The sequence below is a fragment of the Ruegeria arenilitoris genome, from assembly GCF_013031355.1.
Classification (GTDB): domain Bacteria; phylum Pseudomonadota; class Alphaproteobacteria; order Rhodobacterales; family Rhodobacteraceae; genus Ruegeria; species Ruegeria arenilitoris_C.
Map to the genome: position 1 here is coordinate 276,000 of NZ_WPZO01000001.1, position 18,876 is coordinate 294,875.

At 58.3% G+C, this 18,876-nt stretch carries 16 protein-coding genes and 1 tRNA gene; 15 read left to right on the plus strand and 2 right to left on the minus strand.

Features of this window, described 5'->3' with window-relative positions:
• Positions 1 to 216: 216 nt before the first annotated feature.
• A complete protein-coding gene (gene miaA, locus GOX63_RS01330; protein ID WP_170324689.1) occupies positions 217 to 1,110 on the minus strand; it encodes a tRNA (adenosine(37)-N6)-dimethylallyltransferase MiaA in 894 nt (297 codons plus the stop codon).
• Between the two features lie 97 nt (positions 1,111 to 1,207).
• On the opposite strand from miaA, the gene pyrH reads away from it, so the two are divergent.
• The 10 genes from pyrH to GOX63_RS01380 all read left to right on the plus strand — a co-directional run bounded on the left by pyrH (position 1,208) and on the right by GOX63_RS01380 (position 13,321).
• Entirely contained in the window at positions 1,208 to 1,960 is a 753-nt protein-coding gene (gene pyrH / locus GOX63_RS01335; protein WP_170324690.1) for a UMP kinase, read from the plus strand.
• A 211-nt stretch (positions 1,961 to 2,171) separates the two neighbouring features.
• The gene (locus GOX63_RS01340; RefSeq protein WP_170324691.1) at positions 2,172 to 3,758 is read left to right on the plus strand and encodes a BCCT family transporter; all 1,587 of its coding nucleotides are present in this window, start codon (positions 2,172 to 2,174) and stop codon (positions 3,756 to 3,758) included.
• A 256-nt stretch (positions 3,759 to 4,014) separates the two neighbouring features.
• Positions 4,015 to 5,241 carry an aminotransferase class V-fold PLP-dependent enzyme gene (locus GOX63_RS01345; RefSeq protein ID WP_170324692.1) on the plus strand — a complete coding sequence of 409 codons (1,227 nt, stop codon included), beginning with the start codon at positions 4,015 to 4,017 and terminating at the stop codon, positions 5,239 to 5,241.
• 48 nt (positions 5,242 to 5,289) lie between these two features.
• Entirely contained in the window at positions 5,290 to 6,714 is a 1,425-nt protein-coding gene (locus tag GOX63_RS01350) for a cryptochrome/photolyase family protein (RefSeq protein WP_170544579.1), read from the plus strand.
• A 69-nt stretch (positions 6,715 to 6,783) separates the two neighbouring features.
• Positions 6,784 to 7,992, plus strand: a complete 1,209-nt coding sequence (locus GOX63_RS01355) for an SAM-dependent methyltransferase (RefSeq protein WP_170544582.1) — start codon at positions 6,784 to 6,786, stop codon at positions 7,990 to 7,992.
• A 16-nt stretch (positions 7,993 to 8,008) separates the two neighbouring features.
• Positions 8,009 to 8,449: a TrgA family protein gene (locus GOX63_RS01360; RefSeq protein WP_170544584.1), complete on the plus strand. Its 441-nt coding sequence runs from the start codon at positions 8,009 to 8,011 to the stop codon at positions 8,447 to 8,449.
• A 31-nt stretch (positions 8,450 to 8,480) separates the two neighbouring features.
• Positions 8,481 to 9,596 carry an NUDIX domain-containing protein gene (locus tag GOX63_RS01365; RefSeq protein ID WP_170544587.1) on the plus strand — a complete coding sequence of 372 codons (1,116 nt, stop codon included), beginning with the start codon at positions 8,481 to 8,483 and terminating at the stop codon, positions 9,594 to 9,596.
• A gap of 69 nt (positions 9,597 to 9,665) precedes the next feature.
• Positions 9,666 to 10,700 carry a cysteine synthase A gene (locus tag GOX63_RS01370; protein ID WP_170324696.1) on the plus strand — a complete coding sequence of 345 codons (1,035 nt, stop codon included), beginning with the start codon at positions 9,666 to 9,668 and terminating at the stop codon, positions 10,698 to 10,700.
• The gene (locus GOX63_RS01375) at positions 10,700 to 13,141 is read left to right on the plus strand and encodes a DUF3772 domain-containing protein (RefSeq protein WP_170544590.1); all 2,442 of its coding nucleotides are present in this window, start codon (positions 10,700 to 10,702) and stop codon (positions 13,139 to 13,141) included. Before GOX63_RS01370 ends, GOX63_RS01375 begins: the two co-directional genes overlap by 1 nt.
• Positions 13,142 to 13,231: 90 nt before the next feature.
• Positions 13,232 to 13,321, plus strand: a tRNA-Ser gene (locus GOX63_RS01380).
• A gap of 32 nt (positions 13,322 to 13,353) precedes the next feature.
• On the opposite strand, the gene GOX63_RS01385 is transcribed toward GOX63_RS01380, so the two are convergent.
• Entirely contained in the window at positions 13,354 to 14,061 is a 708-nt protein-coding gene (locus tag GOX63_RS01385; RefSeq protein ID WP_170544593.1) for an SDR family oxidoreductase, read from the minus strand.
• A gap of 122 nt (positions 14,062 to 14,183) precedes the next feature.
• Between GOX63_RS01385 and gcvA the strand changes: the two genes are divergently transcribed.
• From gcvA to GOX63_RS01410, 5 genes are all read left to right on the plus strand, one after another.
• The gene (gene gcvA / locus GOX63_RS01390) at positions 14,184 to 15,056 is read left to right on the plus strand and encodes a transcriptional regulator GcvA (protein ID WP_170544597.1); all 873 of its coding nucleotides are present in this window, start codon (positions 14,184 to 14,186) and stop codon (positions 15,054 to 15,056) included.
• A gap of 313 nt (positions 15,057 to 15,369) precedes the next feature.
• Positions 15,370 to 16,329 (plus strand): glycosyltransferase family 2 protein, encoded by a 960-nt coding sequence (locus tag GOX63_RS01395; protein ID WP_170544600.1) that lies wholly within the window; start codon positions 15,370 to 15,372, stop codon positions 16,327 to 16,329.
• Positions 16,326 to 16,712: a GtrA family protein gene (locus GOX63_RS01400; protein ID WP_170544603.1), complete on the plus strand. Its 387-nt coding sequence runs from the start codon at positions 16,326 to 16,328 to the stop codon at positions 16,710 to 16,712. The genes GOX63_RS01395 and GOX63_RS01400 overlap by 4 nt, the downstream gene beginning before the upstream one ends.
• A 9-nt stretch (positions 16,713 to 16,721) precedes the next feature.
• A complete protein-coding gene (locus GOX63_RS01405; RefSeq protein ID WP_170324702.1) occupies positions 16,722 to 17,462 on the plus strand; it encodes a methyltransferase domain-containing protein in 741 nt (246 codons plus the stop codon).
• A 3-nt stretch (positions 17,463 to 17,465) separates the two neighbouring features.
• Positions 17,466 to 18,875 carry a hypothetical protein gene (locus tag GOX63_RS01410; protein ID WP_170324703.1) on the plus strand — a complete coding sequence of 470 codons (1,410 nt, stop codon included), beginning with the start codon at positions 17,466 to 17,468 and terminating at the stop codon, positions 18,873 to 18,875.
• Position 18,876: the final 1 nt, after the last annotated feature.

Genomic DNA, 18,876 nt, shown 5'->3' on the forward strand with positions numbered 1-18,876 from the left:
GTTCTTGGTGTCCCCATGACACCATTCGGCCCCAGAAATCTGATGAGGTCAATGTTCGAAATCGTCATCTATTGCACAAAAACGACATCAACGAAGGTTGTTTACCGTCGCGGCAGGTTTGGTCCGGGGTGAAACCGCCAATGTATACTGTCGTAAACTGGAAATTCCGCTTTTGGCGGGGAATCGTTCAAAAATACATCTTAAGAAAATTGTGTATCATTTTGAGAAGTCGATCTGTTTCCATTTTTTCATGCGCGCGCGGAACCAGGTACGTTGGCGCTTGGCGAACTGACGGGTCGAGATTGTCGCACGCTCGCGGGCGACATCCAAAGTCATCCTGCCGTCCAGATAGGCCATCAACTCGGGAACGCCGATGGCCTTGAAGGCAGGCAACGATGGATCATAGAGGTCGCGCATCGCCTCGACCTCTTGCAAGGCGCCGGTATCTAGCATCTGGTCGAACCGCCGGGTGATGCGATCCAGCAGCCATTCCTTGTCCACATCAAAGACGATCGGGACCGTGTCAGACAGGTCCAGAACCGGAGGCGGGGTGTCGGCCTGCCAGTCGCTCAGGCTGCGCCCGGTGGCCTGTTGCACTTCCCAGGCGCGCTGAACGCGAGCACGGTTTTGTGTGTCGATCCGGTTCAGTGTTTTTTCGTCGATACCAGCGATCAGTGAGGACAGGTCCATCTGATCTGCCTCAGCCCGAACTTCGGGTGGCGTGGCAGGGATGTCGGCCATCCCTTCAGTCAGGGCCGAAAAATAAAGGCCGGTGCCACCGACGATGATCGGACGCTGGCCCCCGGACAGCAGCGGTGTCACCTCACGCAGCCAGTGTCCGGTTGAGTACTCCTGATCATGGGCGATGTGACCATACAGCAGATGCGGCGCACGGGATTCTTCTTCAACCGAAGGACGCGCCGAAATCACCCGCCAGCAATCATAGACCTGGCTGGCGTCCGCATTCACGATCACACCGCCATAGGTTTCGGCGATCTGCAAGGCCAGCGCCGATTTTCCCGAGGCTGTCGGTCCCGCGATCAGCACAGGCTGATCCTCATTAATCGGGGGCAGACGGTCCCAAATCTGCGAACTTTCGTTATTGGCCATCCGGGTACGCCCCAATCCTCACCATCCGCATTGAACCTGCGGAGTTTTTGCTTCATTTTGCGCCGGAAATTAACCCCGTGCCAGCCCGGAGCGCAACATGAGCCTGACCGAAACACTCGAAACAACCGAGACCCCAAAAGCGAAGTACAATCGCGTGATGCTAAAAATCTCTGGCGAAGCGCTGATGGGGGATCAGGGTTTTGGCCTGCACCCGCCCACCGTCCAGCGCATCGCGCAAGAGGTCAAGTCGGTGCACGATCTGGGTGTTGAAATCTGCATGGTGATCGGCGGCGGCAACATCTTCCGCGGCCTCAGCGGCTCGGCACAGGGGATGGAGCGCACAACCGCCGACTACATGGGGATGCTGGCAACGGTGATGAACGCGCTGGGGATGCAGTCGGCACTGGAAGAGATCGGCGTCTTCACCCGTGTCATCTCGGCCATTCGCATGGATGAAGTGTGTGAGCCCTACATCCGCCGCCGCGCCGTTAGGCACCTTGAAAAAAAGCGGGTCTGCATCTTTGCCGCTGGAACGGGCAACCCGTATTTCACCACGGACACGGCAGCGACCCTGCGCGCCAACGAAATGGCCTGCGAGGCGATTTTCATGGGCAAGAACGGCGTTGATGGCGTCTACGACAAGGACCCGAAGGTTCACGCCGACGCGGTACGTTATGACACGGTCACCTATGATGACGTTCTGGCCAAACGGCTGCGTGTCATGGACGCTTCGGCCATTGCGCTGGCGCGGGACAACAACCTGCCGCTGATCGTCTTTGGATTGGATGAACCCGGCGGGTTCCGCGGCATCCTGGCGGGTGAGGGGACCTACACCAAGGTTCAGGGCTAATTCCGACGAACCGAATGCTCAGGCCGGGTCGACAGCCCGGCCTTTTTTTGTCTGCGAAGGTCCAGGCTTTTGGAGCAAATTCTCATTAAATTCACGTGTCGGTTTTTGTGATTTTTGTCGCTTTTTAGCGATAGGTGGTCTTCTCAGCCAACCCGTTTCGGCGCGGGATATTGAAAGTCCTGAGCACCGAATATGGGAAGGAAGAGAAACTATGTCAGACAACACGGAGACTGACTATGAAGTCGGTCAGGACAACGTCCAGATTATGGGGCTGGACGTTCACAATCCGGTCTTTGCTGTTTCGGGGCTCACCATCATTGCATTCGTGTTTTTCTCGCTCGTGTTCCGCGAGCAGGCGGCCGAATTCTTTGGGTGGCTTCGACCGGCACTGACCAGCCAGTTCGACTGGGTGTTCATGATCGCAGCCAACATCTTTGTGGTGTTTTCGCTTTTGCTGATCGTCACGCCTTATGGCTCGATCCGCTTGGGCGGCGACGATGCCAAACCGGATTACAGTTATGCCGGTTGGTTCTCGATGCTGTTTGCTGCGGGCATGGGCATCGGCTTGGTATTTTGGGGTGTGGCTGAGCCGATCTCGCACTACGGATCATCCATTGGCGGCGTCGCTGTCGGTGAAGATGGTGTGCGCACCGACTGGGCGCCGTTGGGGGCCGGGCTGGAAGACCCGGAAGCCTCGAAAAAGCTGGCAATGGCTGCGACCATCTTCCATTGGGGTATGCACCCCTGGGCCGTTTATGCCGTCGTGGCGCTGGCATTGGCGTTTTTCAGCTTTAACCGGGGTCTGCCGCTGACCATGCGGTCGGTGTTCTACCCGCTGTTTGGTGAGGCGACCTGGGGTCCGCTGGGGCACATCATTGACGTTCTGGCCGTATTTGCCACCATCTTCGGTCTGGCGACCTCGCTGGGTCTGGGGGCGACGCAGGCGCTGGCTGGTCTGAACTATCTGTTTGATGTTCCGATCACGGACGGCATGAAAGTGCTGTTGATCGGGTTGATCACTGTGTTTGCTCTGATCTCGGTTGTTGCCGGCCTCGACAAAGGGGTCAAGCGTCTGTCCGAGGCCAACATGATCCTGGCCGCGGCTTTGCTGTTACTGGTGCTGATCGTCGGCCCGACCGTCGCAATTCTGACCGGCTTTTTCGACAGCATGATCGAGTACTTCATCGCGTTGCCCGCCCTGTCGAACTGGGTCGGTCGTGAAGACACCAACTTCATGCAGGGCTGGACCACGTTCTACTGGGCCTGGTGGATTTCCTGGTCGCCGTTCGTTGGCATGTTCATCGCCCGCATTTCGCGCGGCCGTACCGTGCGCGAATTCGTGATCTGCGTGATCCTGATCCCGACCGTTGTTGGTGCGCTGTGGATGAGCGTTTTCGGTGGCGCGGCGCTGGATCAGGTGATGTCCGGTTCGGGGCAGGGCCTGTCGGATGCGGCGCTTGAGCTGAAGATGTTCAAGATGTTTGAAGCTTTCCCGATGACCGGTCTGCTGTCCTTTGTCGGCATCATCCTGGTTGTCGTGTTCTTCGTGACCAGCTCGGACTCGGGCTCGCTAGTGATCGATACGATTACGGCTGGCGGCAAGACCGATGCCCCTACGGCGCAGCGCGTGTTCTGGTGCATTCTGGAAGGTGCGATTGCTGTTGTGCTGTTGCTAGGCGGTGGGCTTGGTGCCTTGCAGGCCGCCGCGATTGCAACCGGCTTTCCGTTTGCGATCGTGCTTGTGCTGATGTGCGTATCGATCTTCATCGGTCTGGCGAACGAAAAACGCCGCCGCTGAGTTCAACTTCACTACGAAAAGCCCCGGCCATGCGTCGGGGCTTTTTTCTATTGGGCTGGGTTGACCGATGTCCTCGCCCTTGTCTAAGTATCCGCGTCCTTCGGGTGGCCCGTTCTGCCCGGAAAGACTGCCCCTGCCTTTGGTTTCGACCGAGGGCTGTGGTTGGGCTGGAAGACCTGCCGTGATTTCCGAGTTGTCCGAAATCATGCGCGGGCATCGTATCGGAACAAGCTGCATGAATGAGGAGAGGTGTGCCATGAGCACTCTGGATATCAATTTCGTTCGGGATCAGTTCCCGGCTTTTTCCGAGCCCAGCCTGCAAGGGCAGGCGTTCTTTGAAAACGCGGGCGGATCATACACTTGCAAACCGGTGCTGGACCGGCTGACCCGTTATTACACGCAGCGCAAGGTACAGCCCTATGGCCCCTATGACGCCAGCCGTCTGGCGGGCGAAGAGATGGACGAGGCCCGCGCACGCATGGCCGCGATACTGGGCGTGGATACCGACGAGCTCAGCTTTGGGCCTTCGACCACGCAAAACACCTATGTCCTTGCGCAGGCGTTTCGTCAGTGGATGAAACCCGGTGATGCCATCGTGGTGACCAATCAGGATCACGAGGCCAATTCCGGCCCGTGGCGGCGTTTGGCCGAAGACGGCATCGAAATCCGCGAATGGCAGATTGATCCGGAAACCGGATCGCTGAACCCGCAGGATCTGGAAAACATGCTGGACGAAAAGGTCCGTCTGGTCTGCTTTCCGCACTGTTCCAATGTGATCGGAGAGATCAACCCGGTGACCGAAATCACCTCGATCGCCCATGCGGCCGGTGCGTTCGTCTGTGTTGACGGTGTTTCATACGCGCCGCACGGGTTTCCGAATGTCGGCCATATGGGTCCGGATATCTACCTGTTCTCGGCCTATAAAACCTATGGACCGCATCAGGGGTGCATGGTGATCCGGCGCGCGTTGGGAGAGCTGCTACCCAATCAGGCGCATTTTTTCAACGGCGACGTGCTGTACAAGCGGTTTACCCCCGCCGGGCCAGATCATGCCCAAATCGCGGCCAGTGCGGGCATGGCGGACTATGTCGATCTGCTGTGCGATCACCATAACGGCCCCGAAGGCGATGCGACCCAACGCGGAGCTTTCGTGCATGACCTGATGCGCGGGCAAGAGGTGGCCTTGCTGCAGCCGGTGCTGGATGCGGTCAAGGATCGCAATGCCGTGCGTCTGATTGGTACATCGGATGCGGCACGCCGCGCGCCGACCGTTGCGCTGGCCCTGAACCGGAATGCAGAGGCAGTTGCGGCCGAGCTTGTCAGCCACGGGATCATGGCGGGTGGTGGTGACTTCTACGCCGTACGCCCGCTGACTGCGATGGGGGTCGATCTGGATCAGGGCGTGCTGCGGGTCAGCTTCACGCACTATACCTCGCAACAAGAAATTGATCAGTTATTGAACGCACTTGACGCTGTTTTGTGATCCGGTTTCCGTTCGGCTTCGTAATGCGAAGAAAACAACCGGGCGGTCATGGAAAACACTCAATCTCCGATCATCATGTGGTTCCGACGGGACTTGCGCCTGTCGGACCATCCCGCGTTAAGCGCGGCGGTCCGGACCGGACGTCCAGTGATCCCGGTCTTTATTCTGGACGACTTGGCCGAGGCGTTGGGCGCGGCACCAAAGTGGCGGCTTGGGCTTGGGTTAAAGGTCTTTGCGCAGTCCCTTGAAAGGGCCGGCAGTCGCCTGATCCTGCGGCGCGGAGACGCCCTGACAGCATTGCAGAACCTGATCGCGGACACTGGTGCCACGACCGTGTATTGGTCAAGGGCCTATGATCCGGATGCCATTTCGCGGGATACCCGTATCAAGGCAGCTCTGACCAGAGAGGACGTAGAAACCACGTCTTTTGAAGGTCACCTTTTGTTCGAACCATGGACCGTAGCCACCAAGACCGGTCAGCCTTTTCGTGTGTTCACTCCGATGTGGCGGGCAGTTCAGGGCCGGGACGTCGCCGCGCCCGAGGTCGCGCCATCAGCGATCCCCGCACCGCAACATTGGCCGGTTTCCGATGACTTGGCAGAATGGAAGCTGGGCGTGGCAATGAACAGAGGTGCCGCGATTGTCGCGCCATATGTACAGCCCGGTGAAAGTGCGGCTTTTGATGCTATGCACGGGTTTTTGGACCGAATCTCAGGCTATTCTGCGGATCGGGACCGTCTCGATCTGGATGGCACATCGGATTTGTCCGAATACCTGTCTTTGGGAGAGATAGGCCCGCGCAGCGTCTGGCACGCGGTCCAGCGCGCCGCAATGACGGGCGCGCAGGGTACCGAGGCTTATCTGCGCCAACTGGTCTGGCGCGAGTTTGCCTATCATCTCATGTTCCATACGCCGCACTTGCTGACCGAAAACTGGAAGCCGGAATGGGACGCATTCCCGTGGAATACCGATGCCAGCCACCCCGACGTTGTCGCATGGCAGCAGGGCCGTACTGGTATTCCGGCGGTGGATGCCGGTTTACGTCAAATGTACGTGACCGGTCGTATGCACAATCGCGCCCGCATGATCGTGGCCAGCTATCTGACCAAGCATCTGATGACACACTGGAAAATCGGTATGGACTGGTTCGCGGAGTGCCTGATCGACAGGGACCCGGCAGCAAATGCGATGGGTTGGCAGTGGGTTGCAGGGTCGGGGCCTGACGCCGCGCCGTTCTTTCGGATTTTCAACCCGCTGACGCAACAGGAAAAATTCGATCCCGACGGAACTTACCTGAACCGGTGGATCGCCGAAGGGCAGGCCGCACCTTCGGTCACGGCACTGTCCTATTTCGAGGCAGTGCCGCGATCATGGGCGTTGGACCCTGCCTCTGCTTACCCGGAACCCGTGGTCAATCTTGCCGCTGGCCGGGCGCGGGCTTTGGTGGCCTATGAAGGCCGAAAAACCGGGTAAGGAACTGAAAACTTGCCAGAAACACAAACTCGGCCTAGCTTTGAACCAAGGCCGCACAGGGGAGAGCGGATGATCCTGACGACAACCGAAGGGCAGAAAGACCTGCCCAGATACTTTGCTCAAGTCTTCAAGATGCTGAACCGGATGGAGTCCGGTCGGATGGACATCGCCTTGCCTGATGGCCGGATTTTTCGGTCCGAAGGGGCCAAACCCGGGCCGGTCGCCCGAGTTGATATCCACGACCCGGACGTCTTTGCGCGATTGATCCGTGAGGGCGAGTTGGGCTTTTCCGATGCCTATCTGGAGGGCGATTGGAGTACCCCGGATCTACGATCCTTCATGGATCTGGTGCATCTGGGCACTGAGACCGTGTATGACGATTTCACCGGCATGTTCCTTGTGCAGGCATACGAACGCCTGCGTTTTTGGCTGCACCGAAACCATCGGCGGCAGGCCAAGAAAAACATCTCGTATCACTACGATCTCGGAAATGATTTCTACGGATTGTGGCTGGATGACACCATGACCTATTCCAGCGCCCTGTTCGAGACAGGACAGGAAAGTCTGGAAAAAGCACAGACCGCGAAATACGCCAGTCTGGTCGATGAAATGGGCGCAAAGCCCGGGGATCACATCCTTGAGATAGGTTGCGGCTGGGGTGGTTTCGCCGAATATGCCGCGAAAGAGCGTGGCCTACGGGTCACAGGTCTGACGATCAGTCAGGAACAGTTGAGCTTTGCGAGGCAGAGGATTGAAAAAGCAGGGCTTTCCGACCTTGTTGAGTTCAAATTGCAGGACTACCGCGATGAACGGGGTCTGTATGACGGGATCGCCTCGATCGAGATGTTCGAGGCCGTCGGGCAGAAATACTGGCCGGTCTACTTCGAGACTGTACGTGAGCGCCTGAAACCCGGTGCTCAGGCGACGTTGCAAATCATTACCGTCGCGGATCATCGGTGGGACATCTACAAGAATGGTGTTGATTTCATTCAGAAATATATCTTCCCCGGCGGAATGCTCCCGACGCCCTCGATTCTGAAACAACAGGTTTCAGAGGCGGGGCTGAACGTGGTGAAATCTCGGGAATTCGGCAAAAGCTATGATCTGACCCTGCGTCGTTGGTACGACACGTTCAACGACAAATGGGACGAAATTGCCGAAATGGGGTTTGATGAGCGTTTCCGCCGCATGTGGAACTATTATTTGACCGCATGTGGCGCAGCCTTTGACACTGGTAACTGCGATGTGACACAGATCACTATAGCAAAACCCAGTTAACAAACGGAAATACCGAATGCCCAGTGCTCCGCGTCTCGTTGCTGCAATTTGTCTTTTGGTCGTGGCCTTTCTCGTATCGGGCATGATCATCGACAACGGCGAAGAGGGTAAGGACTACGGTGCGTTCACGACAGTCAACATGATCATCGGCCTGGTATGCGGGTGGATGATCATGGGCAAACGGGTCGGCCGGGGTTGGACCGGAGCGGTCAATAACGGGCTTACGGGTATGGCTGCGCTAGTGTTCTGGGGTCTTTTTGTTCAGGGCTGCAATGAGATGATCCGGCTGGCCATGCGTCACCGGTATGATGGACCTTTCGACGCGCTGATCTCTATTTTCAAGATCGGGATCGAATACAGCCAATTTTTGCTGGCGCCGGAAATTCTGTGGACTTTGGCGATCGGAGCACTTATCGCCGGGCTAGCAACCGAAGAAGCCGGCCGTCGCTGGCGGTAACCTTCTGGAATTCAGCGCGAGTTTCAATCAAGTGCCCGATTTGTTCTTTTACGGCACGCTCAGGCATCAGCCGCTGCTAGAGCTTGTGCTTGGCCGACCTTTGTCCCAATTGACTGTGTCCCAGGCTGTGCTGCCGGATCATGCGGTTTATGCTGTGGCGGGGCAGGCTTTCCCGATGATCGTGCCGGAAAAAGGCAGCAAGGCCGAAGGTCTGCTGGTGCAGGGCTTTACACCAGAGGATCTGAAAAGGCTGGCCTACTACGAAGGTGGGTTTGACTATGATCTCAGCCCGCAAAGCGTGCAGCTTGCCGACGGATCAAGTGCTGCTGCCAGCGTGTTCTTTCCTGAACCGGGCCTCTGGACGCCGGACGGGCCGTGGTCGTTGCAGGGTTGGGTCGATGAATGGGCCGAGGTGACCTTGCTGGCTGCACAGGAAGAGCTTGCCTACTATGGCAGGGTCGATGCGACCACGATTGCCCGCAACTTCGCGCCGATCCGCACCCGCGCCTGGGCCCGGCTGGCCGCGCGCAAAAGGCGGACAGGCGATCCACGCGACACGACCAAAGATGTCATCGTCCAAAGCCACCGGCGCGCCTATGTGAACTATTTCGGATTGGAAGAGCTTGAGGTCCAGCACCGCCAGCACGACGGGACAATGGGGCCTGTTTCGCATCGCAGCGGGCTGATGCAGGGGGCCGCCGTAGTAGTTCTGCCCTATGATCCGGTTCGTGATGCGGTTCTGCTGGTCGAACAATTCCGCGCGCCCGTGTTTCTGATCGACGATCCCGAACCGTGGATGTGGGAACCGGTGGCTGGCATGATCGACCCTGGAGAAACCCCGGAACAGGCCGCCTATCGTGAAGCGCAGGAAGAGGCGCAGGTAACACTGGATACATTGGAATACGCTGGCGGGGCCTATTCCTCGAGCGGATCGTCGACCGAGTATATTTACCTTTATGTCGGGCTGGGTGGCCTGACCCGGACCATCGACAATGGCGGGTTGGCCTCGGAAGGGGAAGATATCCGCACGCAAATCCTGCCTTATGACACCTTCATGCAGAAGGTGGATAACAATGAATTCAAGGATTTGCCCCTGCTGTCGCTGGCCAACTGGCTGGCCCGGCATCGCGACCGCTTGCGGGGGTAAGGATCGCCGCTTGTGGTTGTCGCACGGCATCTGTAAATCTTCGTTGATACGTAATGATATGAGGGCGCCATGCGCATTGCACGAGACCTTGCCGACGCAGTCGGGAAAACACCGCTGATCCGGCTGAAGCGCATCAGTGAAGAGACCGGGTGCGAGATTCTCGGCAAGGCCGAGTTCATGAATCCGGGCCAATCGGTCAAGGATCGCGCGGCGTTGTACATCATCCGTGATGCCATCGCGCGCGGTGATCTCAAACCCGGCGGCACCATTGTCGAGGGCACGGCGGGCAATACCGGCATCGGTTTGGCGCTGGTCGGCGCGTCGATGGGGTTCAAGACCGTGATCGTGATCCCGGAAACCCAGTCCGAAGAAAAGAAAGATATGCTGCGCCTGGCAGGCGCGCAACTGGTGCAGGTTCCGGCCGCGCCGTACCGTAACCCTAACAATTTCGTGCATTACTCGCGCCGTCTGGCCGAAGAACTGGCGCAGACCGAGCCCAATGGCGCGATCTGGGCGAACCAGTTCGACAACGTCGCCAACCGGCAGGCTCATGTCGAAACCACCGGCCCGGAAATCTGGGAACAGACCGGTGGCAAGGTTGATGGCTTTGTCAGTGCTGTGGGCTCGGGCGGGACGCTGGCAGGTGTGGCCGACGCGTTGCAGCCCAAGGGCGTCAAGATCGCTCTGGTCGATCCGATGGGGGCGGGGCTCTATTCCTATTACACCACCGGTGAGATCGCGATGGAGGGTAGCTCGATCGCCGAAGGAATCGGCCAGGTGCGGATCACCAAGAACCTCGAAGGGTTCAAGCCCGACTACGCTTATCAGATGACCGACAACGAGGCGCTGCCCTATATCTTTGACCTGCTACGCGAGGAAGGTCTGGTCATGGGCGGTTCGACGGCGATCAACATGGCGGGCGCTGTGCGTCTGGCCAAGGATCTGGGACCGGGCCACACTATCGTGACGATCCTGTGCGACTATGGCACGCGCTATCAATCCAAACTGTTCAACCCCGAATTCCTGCGTGAAAAGGAACTGCCGGTGCCGGATTGGATGACCGAAGCTCCGCGCAGCATTCCCGGCGTGTTCGAGGACGTATGATGCTGCGGCAGGTCCGCCTGTTTCTAGCGCTCTTTCTGGTTTGCTTTGCCATGCTGGGCGGCCCCGTTGCCGCCGAGCTGACCGATCAGCAAAGCGAGTACTACCAGAAATGGCTTGCAACGGCGGACCGTGCCGAGACCGAGATCGAAGCCGACAGGACCTCAAACGCCGCGCTTGAGAACCTGCGGTCCGAAATCCACAACTATCGCGAAGAATTCAATCAGGCGCGCAGCGCCAACACGGATCGTATCCAGACCCTGGATGCCCAGATCAAGGCCCTTGGTCCTGCGCCCGAAGGGGACGCAACCGAGCCCGAGGAAATCGCCCGGCTGCGCGCCCATCTGGAAGATCAACTGACCAGCCTTCAGGTTCCGCAGATCATCTCGGAAGAGGCATTCAGCCGCGCCAACGGTCTGATCAGCGAGATCGACCGGCTGTTGCGCGACAGGCAAAAGAAAGAGCTGCTTGAACGCGGGCCATCCCCGATGAACCCGGCATATTGGGGCCCGGCTTGGACCGACATCGTCGAAGCCGTACGGGGGCTGATCACTGAATCGGCACAAAACCTGAAGGCCAATATCGTACAGGACCGTCTGAGAGATCGTGGTCTGGGCATCCTCTTCCTGACCCTCGCAGCGGGTGTGTTGCTGTATTACGGGCGCTACTGGTCCGAGGCCGCAGGTGAATATCTGCGCAACCTTGGGGGCCGCGGCATTGGCGTCTGGTCGTTTTTGGTATCGCTGTTGCGCATTCTGCTGCCTTGGCTGGGCGTCTGGCTGCTGGTGCAGGCGGTCATCATGACTGGCCTTATGGGGCTGCGCGGCTCGTTGCTGATCCAGAACGTGCCGTCTTGGGCTGCCCTAATCTTTTACTACGACTGGATCGGGCGTCAGCTGTATCTGTCGCAGGCGGCCCAAGGCTTCAATCGCTTGTCCCGCAAGAATGTCACCGAGTTGCGGGTATATCTCGATATTCTGGCGGTTTTTCTGATCACTTATGAATTCGGGCTGCTGTTCGATCAGATCGAGAATATCTCGGACGCAACCCGAGCGGTCATCAGCTTTCCGGTGGTGGTTGGAACCGCTCTGATCTTGTTGCGCATTCGTCGTATTCGGACCAGTAGGCCCGAAACAGACGAAGCCGAGGCCAGTGAAAAGCCGCGCAGTGGCGGTCTGACACAGATCATGGAGTTCCTGCGCCGGGCTTTGTTCCTGCTGGGGATGGTTAGCCCTATCCTGGCGCTTGTCGGCTATACCAATGCGGCCGAGGCGATTGTTTTCCCGGCGGTAAAAACGCTTGTGCTGTTTGCGGCCTTGGCGATCTTCCATCGGTTCCTGACCTCGGTCTACGGCTGGCTCAGCGGGCAGGGCGATGCCGCGCGAGATTCGCTGTTTTCCGTGCTGACTGCGTTTGTTATCGCGATCTTGTCTCTGCCAATTCTGGCCCTTTACTGGGGCGCGCGGGAAACCGATCTGCTCGAGGTCTGGTCGCGCCTGTTGCTGGGTTTTGACATTGGCGGCGTCAGGATCTCGCCCAGCAACTTCTTTACCTTCGTCATTGTCTTTATCATCGGTTACGCGCTGACACGACTGTTGCAGAGCGGGCTGCGGAACTCGCTACTACCCAAGACAAGTATTGACCCCGGCGGGCAGAATGCAATTGCGGCGGGCACCGGCTATGTCGGGATTTTCCTGGCGGCCTTGGTTGCGATCATGATCGCAGGTTTTGACCTGTCGTCGCTGGCGATTGTTGCGGGTGCGTTGTCGGTCGGTATTGGCTTTGGATTGCAGACAATCGTCTCGAATTTCGTTTCGGGGATTATCCTTCTGGTCGAACGTCCGATCTCGAAGGGCGATTGGATCGATGTGAACGGGATGATGGGCTATGTGCGCGACATCTCGGTTCGGTCCACGCGGATTGAGACGTTTGACCGGACGGATGTGATCGTCCCGAACTCGGACCTGATTAGCGGCGTGGTCACCAACTACACCCGCGGCAACACCATTGGGCGGGTTATCGTACCGGTCGGGGTGGCCTATGGCACCGACACCCGCGTGGTCGAGAAAATCCTGGGCGAAGTGGCAAATTCGCACCCCATGGTTCTGGCGCATCCGGCCCCCAGCGTGGTGTTTCAGGGGTTCGGCGCGGATTCGCTGGATTTCGAGATTCGCGCCATTCTGCGTGACGTGAACTGGGTGCTGTCGGTGAAGTCTGACATGAACCACGAAATCAACCGCCGCTTTGTCGAAGAGGGGATCGAGATTCCGTTCGCACAACGCGATGTCTGGCTGCGCAACCCCGAGGCCTTGCAGGGTAAACCATCAGCACCGCAGCAGAATCCCGAGAGCGACGCAGTGCAACCGTCCTCAAATCAGCCATCCTCAGCGCCGGTCGAGATGACCGAGGCCGATCTGGGCGATGGGGACGGCGACGAGATCTGACTGTATGTGTGGCGGAACTGCGGAAGGTTGAAATTTCGCTTTAATCGCCCCTTGCAAATCCCCCGGCGATGGTCCAAATATCGCGCCCACGGAGAGGTGGCCGAGTGGTCGAAGGCGCACGCCTGGAAAGTGTGTAGGCGGGAAACCGTCTCCAGGGTTCGAATCCCTGTCTCTCCGCCATACCCCACATTTTTGCAGCGATTTAGCGAGCATCAGACCGAGCGGGTAATGCCGCCGTCGACGCGGATGTTCTGGCCGGTGATGTATGCGCCACCGGCCGAGGCCAGAAAGGCCACGGTGGCGGCGATCTCGTCATAGGCCTTGCCGTAACGCTCCATCGGGATGCGCGCTTTCCATTCCGGGTTTTCCGGCAGGCTGTCGATAAAGCCCGGAAGCACGTTGTTCATGCGCACATTGTCGGGGGCGTATTTGTCGGCAAACAGCTTGCTATAGGCCGCAAGCCCGGCACGCATCACGCCAGAGGTCGGGAACACCGGGTCCGGCTCGAACGCGGCAAAAGTCGAGATGTTGATGATCGTGCCGGACTTCTGCTCGATCATGATGGGCGCGACAATCCGCGTGGCGCGTACGGCGTTGAGGAAATAGACCTCCATCCCTTCGTGCCAGTCTGCGTCGCTGATTTCCAGAACCGGTGCGCGTGGGCCGTGGCCAGCCGAGTTCACCAGCACATCCACGCGGCCCCATTTGTCCATGACCGCATCCACAAGATGCTGCATGTCCGCACTGGACCGGTTGGTGCCGGTCGCGCCAATGCCGCCAAGCTCAGCCGCCAGAGCTTCGCCTTTGCCCGAAGACGACAGGATCGCGACGTTGAACCCATCGGCTGCCAGTCGGCGCGCGCTTTCTGCGCCCATACCGCTGCCACCGCCCATGATGATCGCAACTTTCTTATCAGCCATGTTTGCCCCCATTCAGCTGGTGTCCTTAATCTGTCATCAAAATGGGGCAGGGCGCGGCGTTTGACCAATCAGTAATTCTGTCTTAACTCTGTAGAATAACTATCGAGTAAGGCGCTTGGACCATGCGCAAACTGCCGCCTTTGAACGCGCTCAAGGCTTTTGAGGCCTCGGGGCGCCATCTGAATTTCAGCCGGGCCGCCGAGGAGCTTGGCGTGACGCAGGGTGCCGTCGCTCAACATGTGAGGTCGCTTGAAGAGTTATTGAAGATCAAACTCTTCGACCGAAAGCCCAGAGGCTTGTCCTTGACAGATGAGGGACGGAAATATCTTGCTCCGATCCGCCGTGCCTTTGACATGATGGCTGAGGCAACGGTCAATCTGTCGCCGCAGGACGCCGTAGTCACAATCAGCACGACACCGTCTTTTGCTACACGCTGGCTGGTGCCAAGGCTGGGGGCATTCGCGCAGGATCATCCTGATATCCGGTTGCGTCTGGATGCGTCAAACGCGCTGGCGAACTTTCAGACGGATGGGGTGGATATCGCGGTTCGGCAGGGGAAACCGCCATTTGGCCCCGGTCTGGTCGCCGAACCCTTGTTTGCAGCCGACCTGATCGCGGTGTGTCATCCTGATCTGACCCAAGGGGACAGCCCGATCCAATCGTCCGCAGATTTGCTAGACCATGTCTTGCTGGAAGATACGCATGGCCAATGGCCCCTGTTTCTCGAGGCCGCATTGGGAGAGGCACCGCCCGCCGGTTTGAAAACGATGGCGTTCAGCCAGACCTCTCTGGCCATCGATGCGGCTATTGCAGGGCAGGGTGTGGCGTTGGCCAATCGTGAATTTGTCGCGGATGACCTTCAAGCAAAGCGTCTGTGTCAGCCGGTCTCATTTTCGACCGAAGTGCAGGAGGGGTACCACCTTGTCACCCCGCGCGACCACAGAAAGCCACGGATTGTTGCCGCTGTTCGGGCGTGGCTTCTTGCCCAGGTCTGACGGCCTGAGCAAAGCCGGAACATCGGTATGGAAGCAACCCGACCAATGCCGCAGGAAGGGCGTATTGCTGCCATAACCCGGGTGCAAAATTGCAGCAAACAAGGCGCGGTGACACTCATGGCGGTTATTCGGGTCGAGTTATGTGTCGCAACGGTAACGACGCCCCGAAATTTCGCGCTGGCCAATTAGCGAAAGCCGATTGTTGGGATATCAAGAGCCGCAAGTACAAATGAAACAAATTGCACGAGCAGCCAGATCCGAAAGACCGCGACCTGATCGCGGGGCTTTGGACATATTCTCGGTCGGAGGTCCAATGTTACTGTCCGTTGTCGTTCCCTGCATGAACGAGGAGGCCTCGATCCCCATGCTGGTCGAGCGCTTGATCGCTGCAACCGAGGCTTGGCGGGGTGATACCGAGATTGTGCTGGTCGATGATGGATCGACCGATGACACCTGGAGCGCGATTTGCGCGCAGTGTGCAGAGCATTCCGCGATCCGGGGTTTGAAACTGTCGATGAACCGCGGACATCAGGTGGCTTTGACGGCTGGGCTGATGGCAGCCAAGGGCGAGCGGATCTTCATGCTCGACGCCGATTTGCAGGACCCGCCCGAGCTGTTGTCTGACATGATGGCAATGATGGATCGCGGCTATGACGTGGTTTACGGGCGCCGCAGTGAGCGGAAGGGCGAAAGCTGGTTCAAGAAGGTCACCGCCCACGGGTTCTACCGCGTGCTGAACCGGCTGTCCGATGTGCCGATCCCCAACGATACCGGCGATTTTCGTCTGGTGACCCGGCGGGCGCTGGACGCGGTTCTGCAAATGCCCGAGCGAGCGCGCTTCATTCGGGGGATGTTCGCGTGGGCCGGATTCCGGCAGATCGGCATCGAATATATCCGCGATCCGCGAGTGGCGGGCGAAACCAAATACCCGCTGTCCAAGATGATCCGGTTTGCCTTTGACGCAATGGCCAGTTTCTCGATCAAGCCGCTGCAAATCGCGACGCGGATGGCCTTTCTGACTTTGATCGTTGCCGCCTTGATGGGCGTCTACGTGTTTGGGTCTCTGATCCTCTATAACACCGTCGCTGGTTGGGCCTCGACCGTTCTGATCATCAGCTTTTTCTCGGGCATCCAGTTGCTGACACTGGGCATCATGGGGGAATATCTGGGCCGTCTTTATGTCGAGGCCAAGGGCCGACCGCTGTTCTTTGTGGACGAGCAAGCCGGAGACACTGTCGAACCCGTCGTTGAGAAAATTGCCAACCACCAATGACCGAACGCCGTCGCATATTCCGTTTTGCGGTCGTCGGGACCGGGGTGGCCGCCTATTACATGGTGGCTTATCTGGGTTTGCTGCACCTGTTGGGATCGCCCTGGATCGCGAACCTGCTGGCCTTTGGCTCTGCGATCCTGATCCAATATGTCGGTCAGACTGTTTGGACCTTTGGCAAACATCTTGCAGCCCCGGCCCAGTTCGGACGCTTCCTTTGCATGATCGGGGTCGGTCTGGTCGTGTCCTCTGCAATTACCGGGATCATCGGCCCGCGTCTGGGGCTGCCCGAGACCGTCTCGGCCGCTTCGGTCGTCGTGATCCTGCCGGTCCTCAACTTTGTGATCCTTCGTCTTTGGGTCTACCGCGAACAAAATTCAATCTAGAGATCAGCCATGTCGCATATCTATTCCAACGAGTTCTTTGACTATATCGACCAAGGCGCGCGGCGTTCGGCCAACAGCCTGATCCGGTGTCTGCAGTCGTGGGTCAAACCGGAAAGCGTGGTCGACTTCGGATGCGGGCGGGGGGTCTGGTTGTCTGAATGGTCGGCGGCGGGGTGTACGGATATCGCGGGCGTCGATGGTGACTATGTAGATCGCGAACGGCTGGCCATCCCGGCGGATGCCTTTTTCGGCAAGGACCTTGTCCAGCCAATCGATCTGGGGCGGCGGTTTGATCTGGCCCAATCGCTGGAGGTCGGAGAGCACCTACCGCATGAGGCCTCGGTCAGTCTGGTGCAAAGCCTGACGCACCATGCCGATCTGGTCCTGTTCTCGGCGGCCGTACCGGGGCAGGGTGGCGAGTTTCACATCAACGAACAACCGCTTTCGTTCTGGCAGGGCCTGTTCGCCGAGCGCGGATACACCGCCTATGACTGCCTGCGTCCGGAGTTGTTCGACGATGCAAGCATCGAGCCCTGGTATCGCTATAACTCGGTTCTCTATGCCAACGAAACCGGCACGGCCAAACTACCGCCCGAGGTGCTGAAGACCAAAACCGACGGGGTGCTGAAAGAGGTGGGCACCTTCGGTTGGAACCTGCGGAAGATGGTCGTGCGCCGCTTGCCGCGCACAACGGTCACTGCGATCGCACAGGCGCGGGCGTCGATCATTGCCCGTTCATACAGGGGGTAAGGAATGAACACCCGACCCCTGGGGCATGAGTTCGCGCGCCTGTTCGTGTTATGCTTTTCCGTTCTGGTCTTGGTATACCTGCCGCTGATCCAGGACCCTTTCGTTCGGCATGACGACTTTCCCGCGCTGCTTGGTACGCGCAGGGCCGCGTTGTTGAAGACGCTCGATGAGGGTCGCTGGCTGAATTACTGGTGGCAGTTCCGGCCGGTTTTCCTGCCATCTCCGGTCCATTTTGTCCTCTACTTGGTTGGATGGTCGCTTTTCTCTGCCGCTACGGCGCTGAGCCTTTTGGACCGTGACGTTGATGGCTGGTATAAGGGGTTTCTTGCCATTTTTGTGGCTCTTTCGGTCCCCGCCTACCTGATGTCCTTCTGGTTCAATACTCTGCTGCCGGGTGTCTGGGTGGTCGCACTTTTTGCGGTGGCGGTCCTTTACCTTCCGCACCGCACAGCGCTTGCGTTGATGGTTGTGGCGGTGCCGTTGTCCTTTATGGCCTATACGACCTATCCGTTTCTGCTGGTTACTCTTGTCCTGCTTTCCCGCAAGGCGCCCAAAACCTATAAAAGCATGGCGATCACGCTGGGTGTGTTCGTCGTTAGTCTCGCCCTCGGTGTGCTGGCGGTGTATTCGTTGAACTACATCTATCACGGAGTGTTCGGCATTCCGGTTGCCCAATGGCGCGAGCCGACCGAGGTGAACTCCTTTGCCGATCTGCTGGCGAACATCGAAAAGCAGAAGGTTTACCTGCACAAAACCCTTGAACAAATGGGTGGGGGCGATGCGACGCACGGTGTCGTCATACCGCTCATGTTCCTTGCGGCCTGGCTGGCCCTGTTTATCTGGAACAGGATTATTGCCATCGGCATTCTTGCGGCCGTTCTGGTGGGGCTGGCACCGCTTGTAGGCAAGGCTCTGATGTCTGGTGTTCAGGTTCCGCTGCGGACTTTGGGCTGGGTTTGGGTCTTGTTCGGCTTCTGTATCGTCTCTGTTGCCGTTCACTTGTCGAAGTCCAGTGACAGATGGTTGAGTCTTGCCCGCATCGCGATTCTATGTGTGTTGTTGTTCAACATTCTGGCAATCGCGAAGACCTCGTACTTTGCGTTCCCGCCGTGGCAGGACACAACACGTAAAATGGCCAGCTCTGTGCCGGAAGGTACTGAAACCATCTATGTCTTCGGGGATTATATGGAGGTTCATGGGGCGCGAAAGGCGGCAATTCAACAAACCCGAGGGCTGCAACTTCGGTTGGCCTACCTGACAGGGGCCACGGTGTTCATCTGCGATGACAAGCCAAAGGGTTGCAATGATGTCGAGCCACCCTTCGATGCGAAAGGCCCGGAAGAAGCCCCGGTCGTCAAACCTGTGGGGCAGGATGTGTTCATTCTGCTGCCCGAGCCCGACACCGTTTCCTGAA

Excerpts from the sequence above, each read along its gene's own strand:
- miaA (WP_170324689.1), bottom strand. The coding sequence starts at position 1,110 with ATGGCCAATAACGAAAGTTCGCAGATTTGGGACCGTCTGCCCCCGATT.
- GOX63_RS01360 (WP_170544584.1), top strand. The coding sequence starts at position 8,009 with ATGCCCAGTGCTCCGCGTCTCGTTGCTGCAATTTGTCTTTTGGTCGTG.
- GOX63_RS01375 (WP_170544590.1), top strand. The coding sequence starts at position 10,700 with ATGCTGCGGCAGGTCCGCCTGTTTCTAGCGCTCTTTCTGGTTTGCTTT.
- GOX63_RS01345 (WP_170324692.1), top strand. The coding sequence starts at position 4,015 with ATGAGCACTCTGGATATCAATTTCGTTCGGGATCAGTTCCCGGCTTTT.
- GOX63_RS01405 (WP_170324702.1), top strand. The coding sequence starts at position 16,722 with ATGTCGCATATCTATTCCAACGAGTTCTTTGACTATATCGACCAAGGC.
- GOX63_RS01410 (WP_170324703.1), top strand. The coding sequence starts at position 17,466 with ATGAACACCCGACCCCTGGGGCATGAGTTCGCGCGCCTGTTCGTGTTA.
- GOX63_RS01355 (WP_170544582.1), top strand. The coding sequence starts at position 6,784 with ATGATCCTGACGACAACCGAAGGGCAGAAAGACCTGCCCAGATACTTT.
- GOX63_RS01400 (WP_170544603.1), top strand. The coding sequence starts at position 16,326 with ATGACCGAACGCCGTCGCATATTCCGTTTTGCGGTCGTCGGGACCGGG.
- GOX63_RS01370 (WP_170324696.1), top strand. The coding sequence starts at position 9,666 with ATGCGCATTGCACGAGACCTTGCCGACGCAGTCGGGAAAACACCGCTG.
- GOX63_RS01350 (WP_170544579.1), top strand. The coding sequence starts at position 5,290 with ATGGAAAACACTCAATCTCCGATCATCATGTGGTTCCGACGGGACTTG.
- GOX63_RS01395 (WP_170544600.1), top strand. The coding sequence starts at position 15,370 with ATGTTACTGTCCGTTGTCGTTCCCTGCATGAACGAGGAGGCCTCGATC.
- gcvA (WP_170544597.1), top strand. The coding sequence starts at position 14,184 with ATGCGCAAACTGCCGCCTTTGAACGCGCTCAAGGCTTTTGAGGCCTCG.
- pyrH (WP_170324690.1), top strand. The coding sequence starts at position 1,208 with ATGAGCCTGACCGAAACACTCGAAACAACCGAGACCCCAAAAGCGAAG.
- GOX63_RS01385 (WP_170544593.1), bottom strand. The coding sequence starts at position 14,061 with ATGGCTGATAAGAAAGTTGCGATCATCATGGGCGGTGGCAGCGGTATG.
- GOX63_RS01340 (WP_170324691.1), top strand. The coding sequence starts at position 2,172 with ATGTCAGACAACACGGAGACTGACTATGAAGTCGGTCAGGACAACGTC.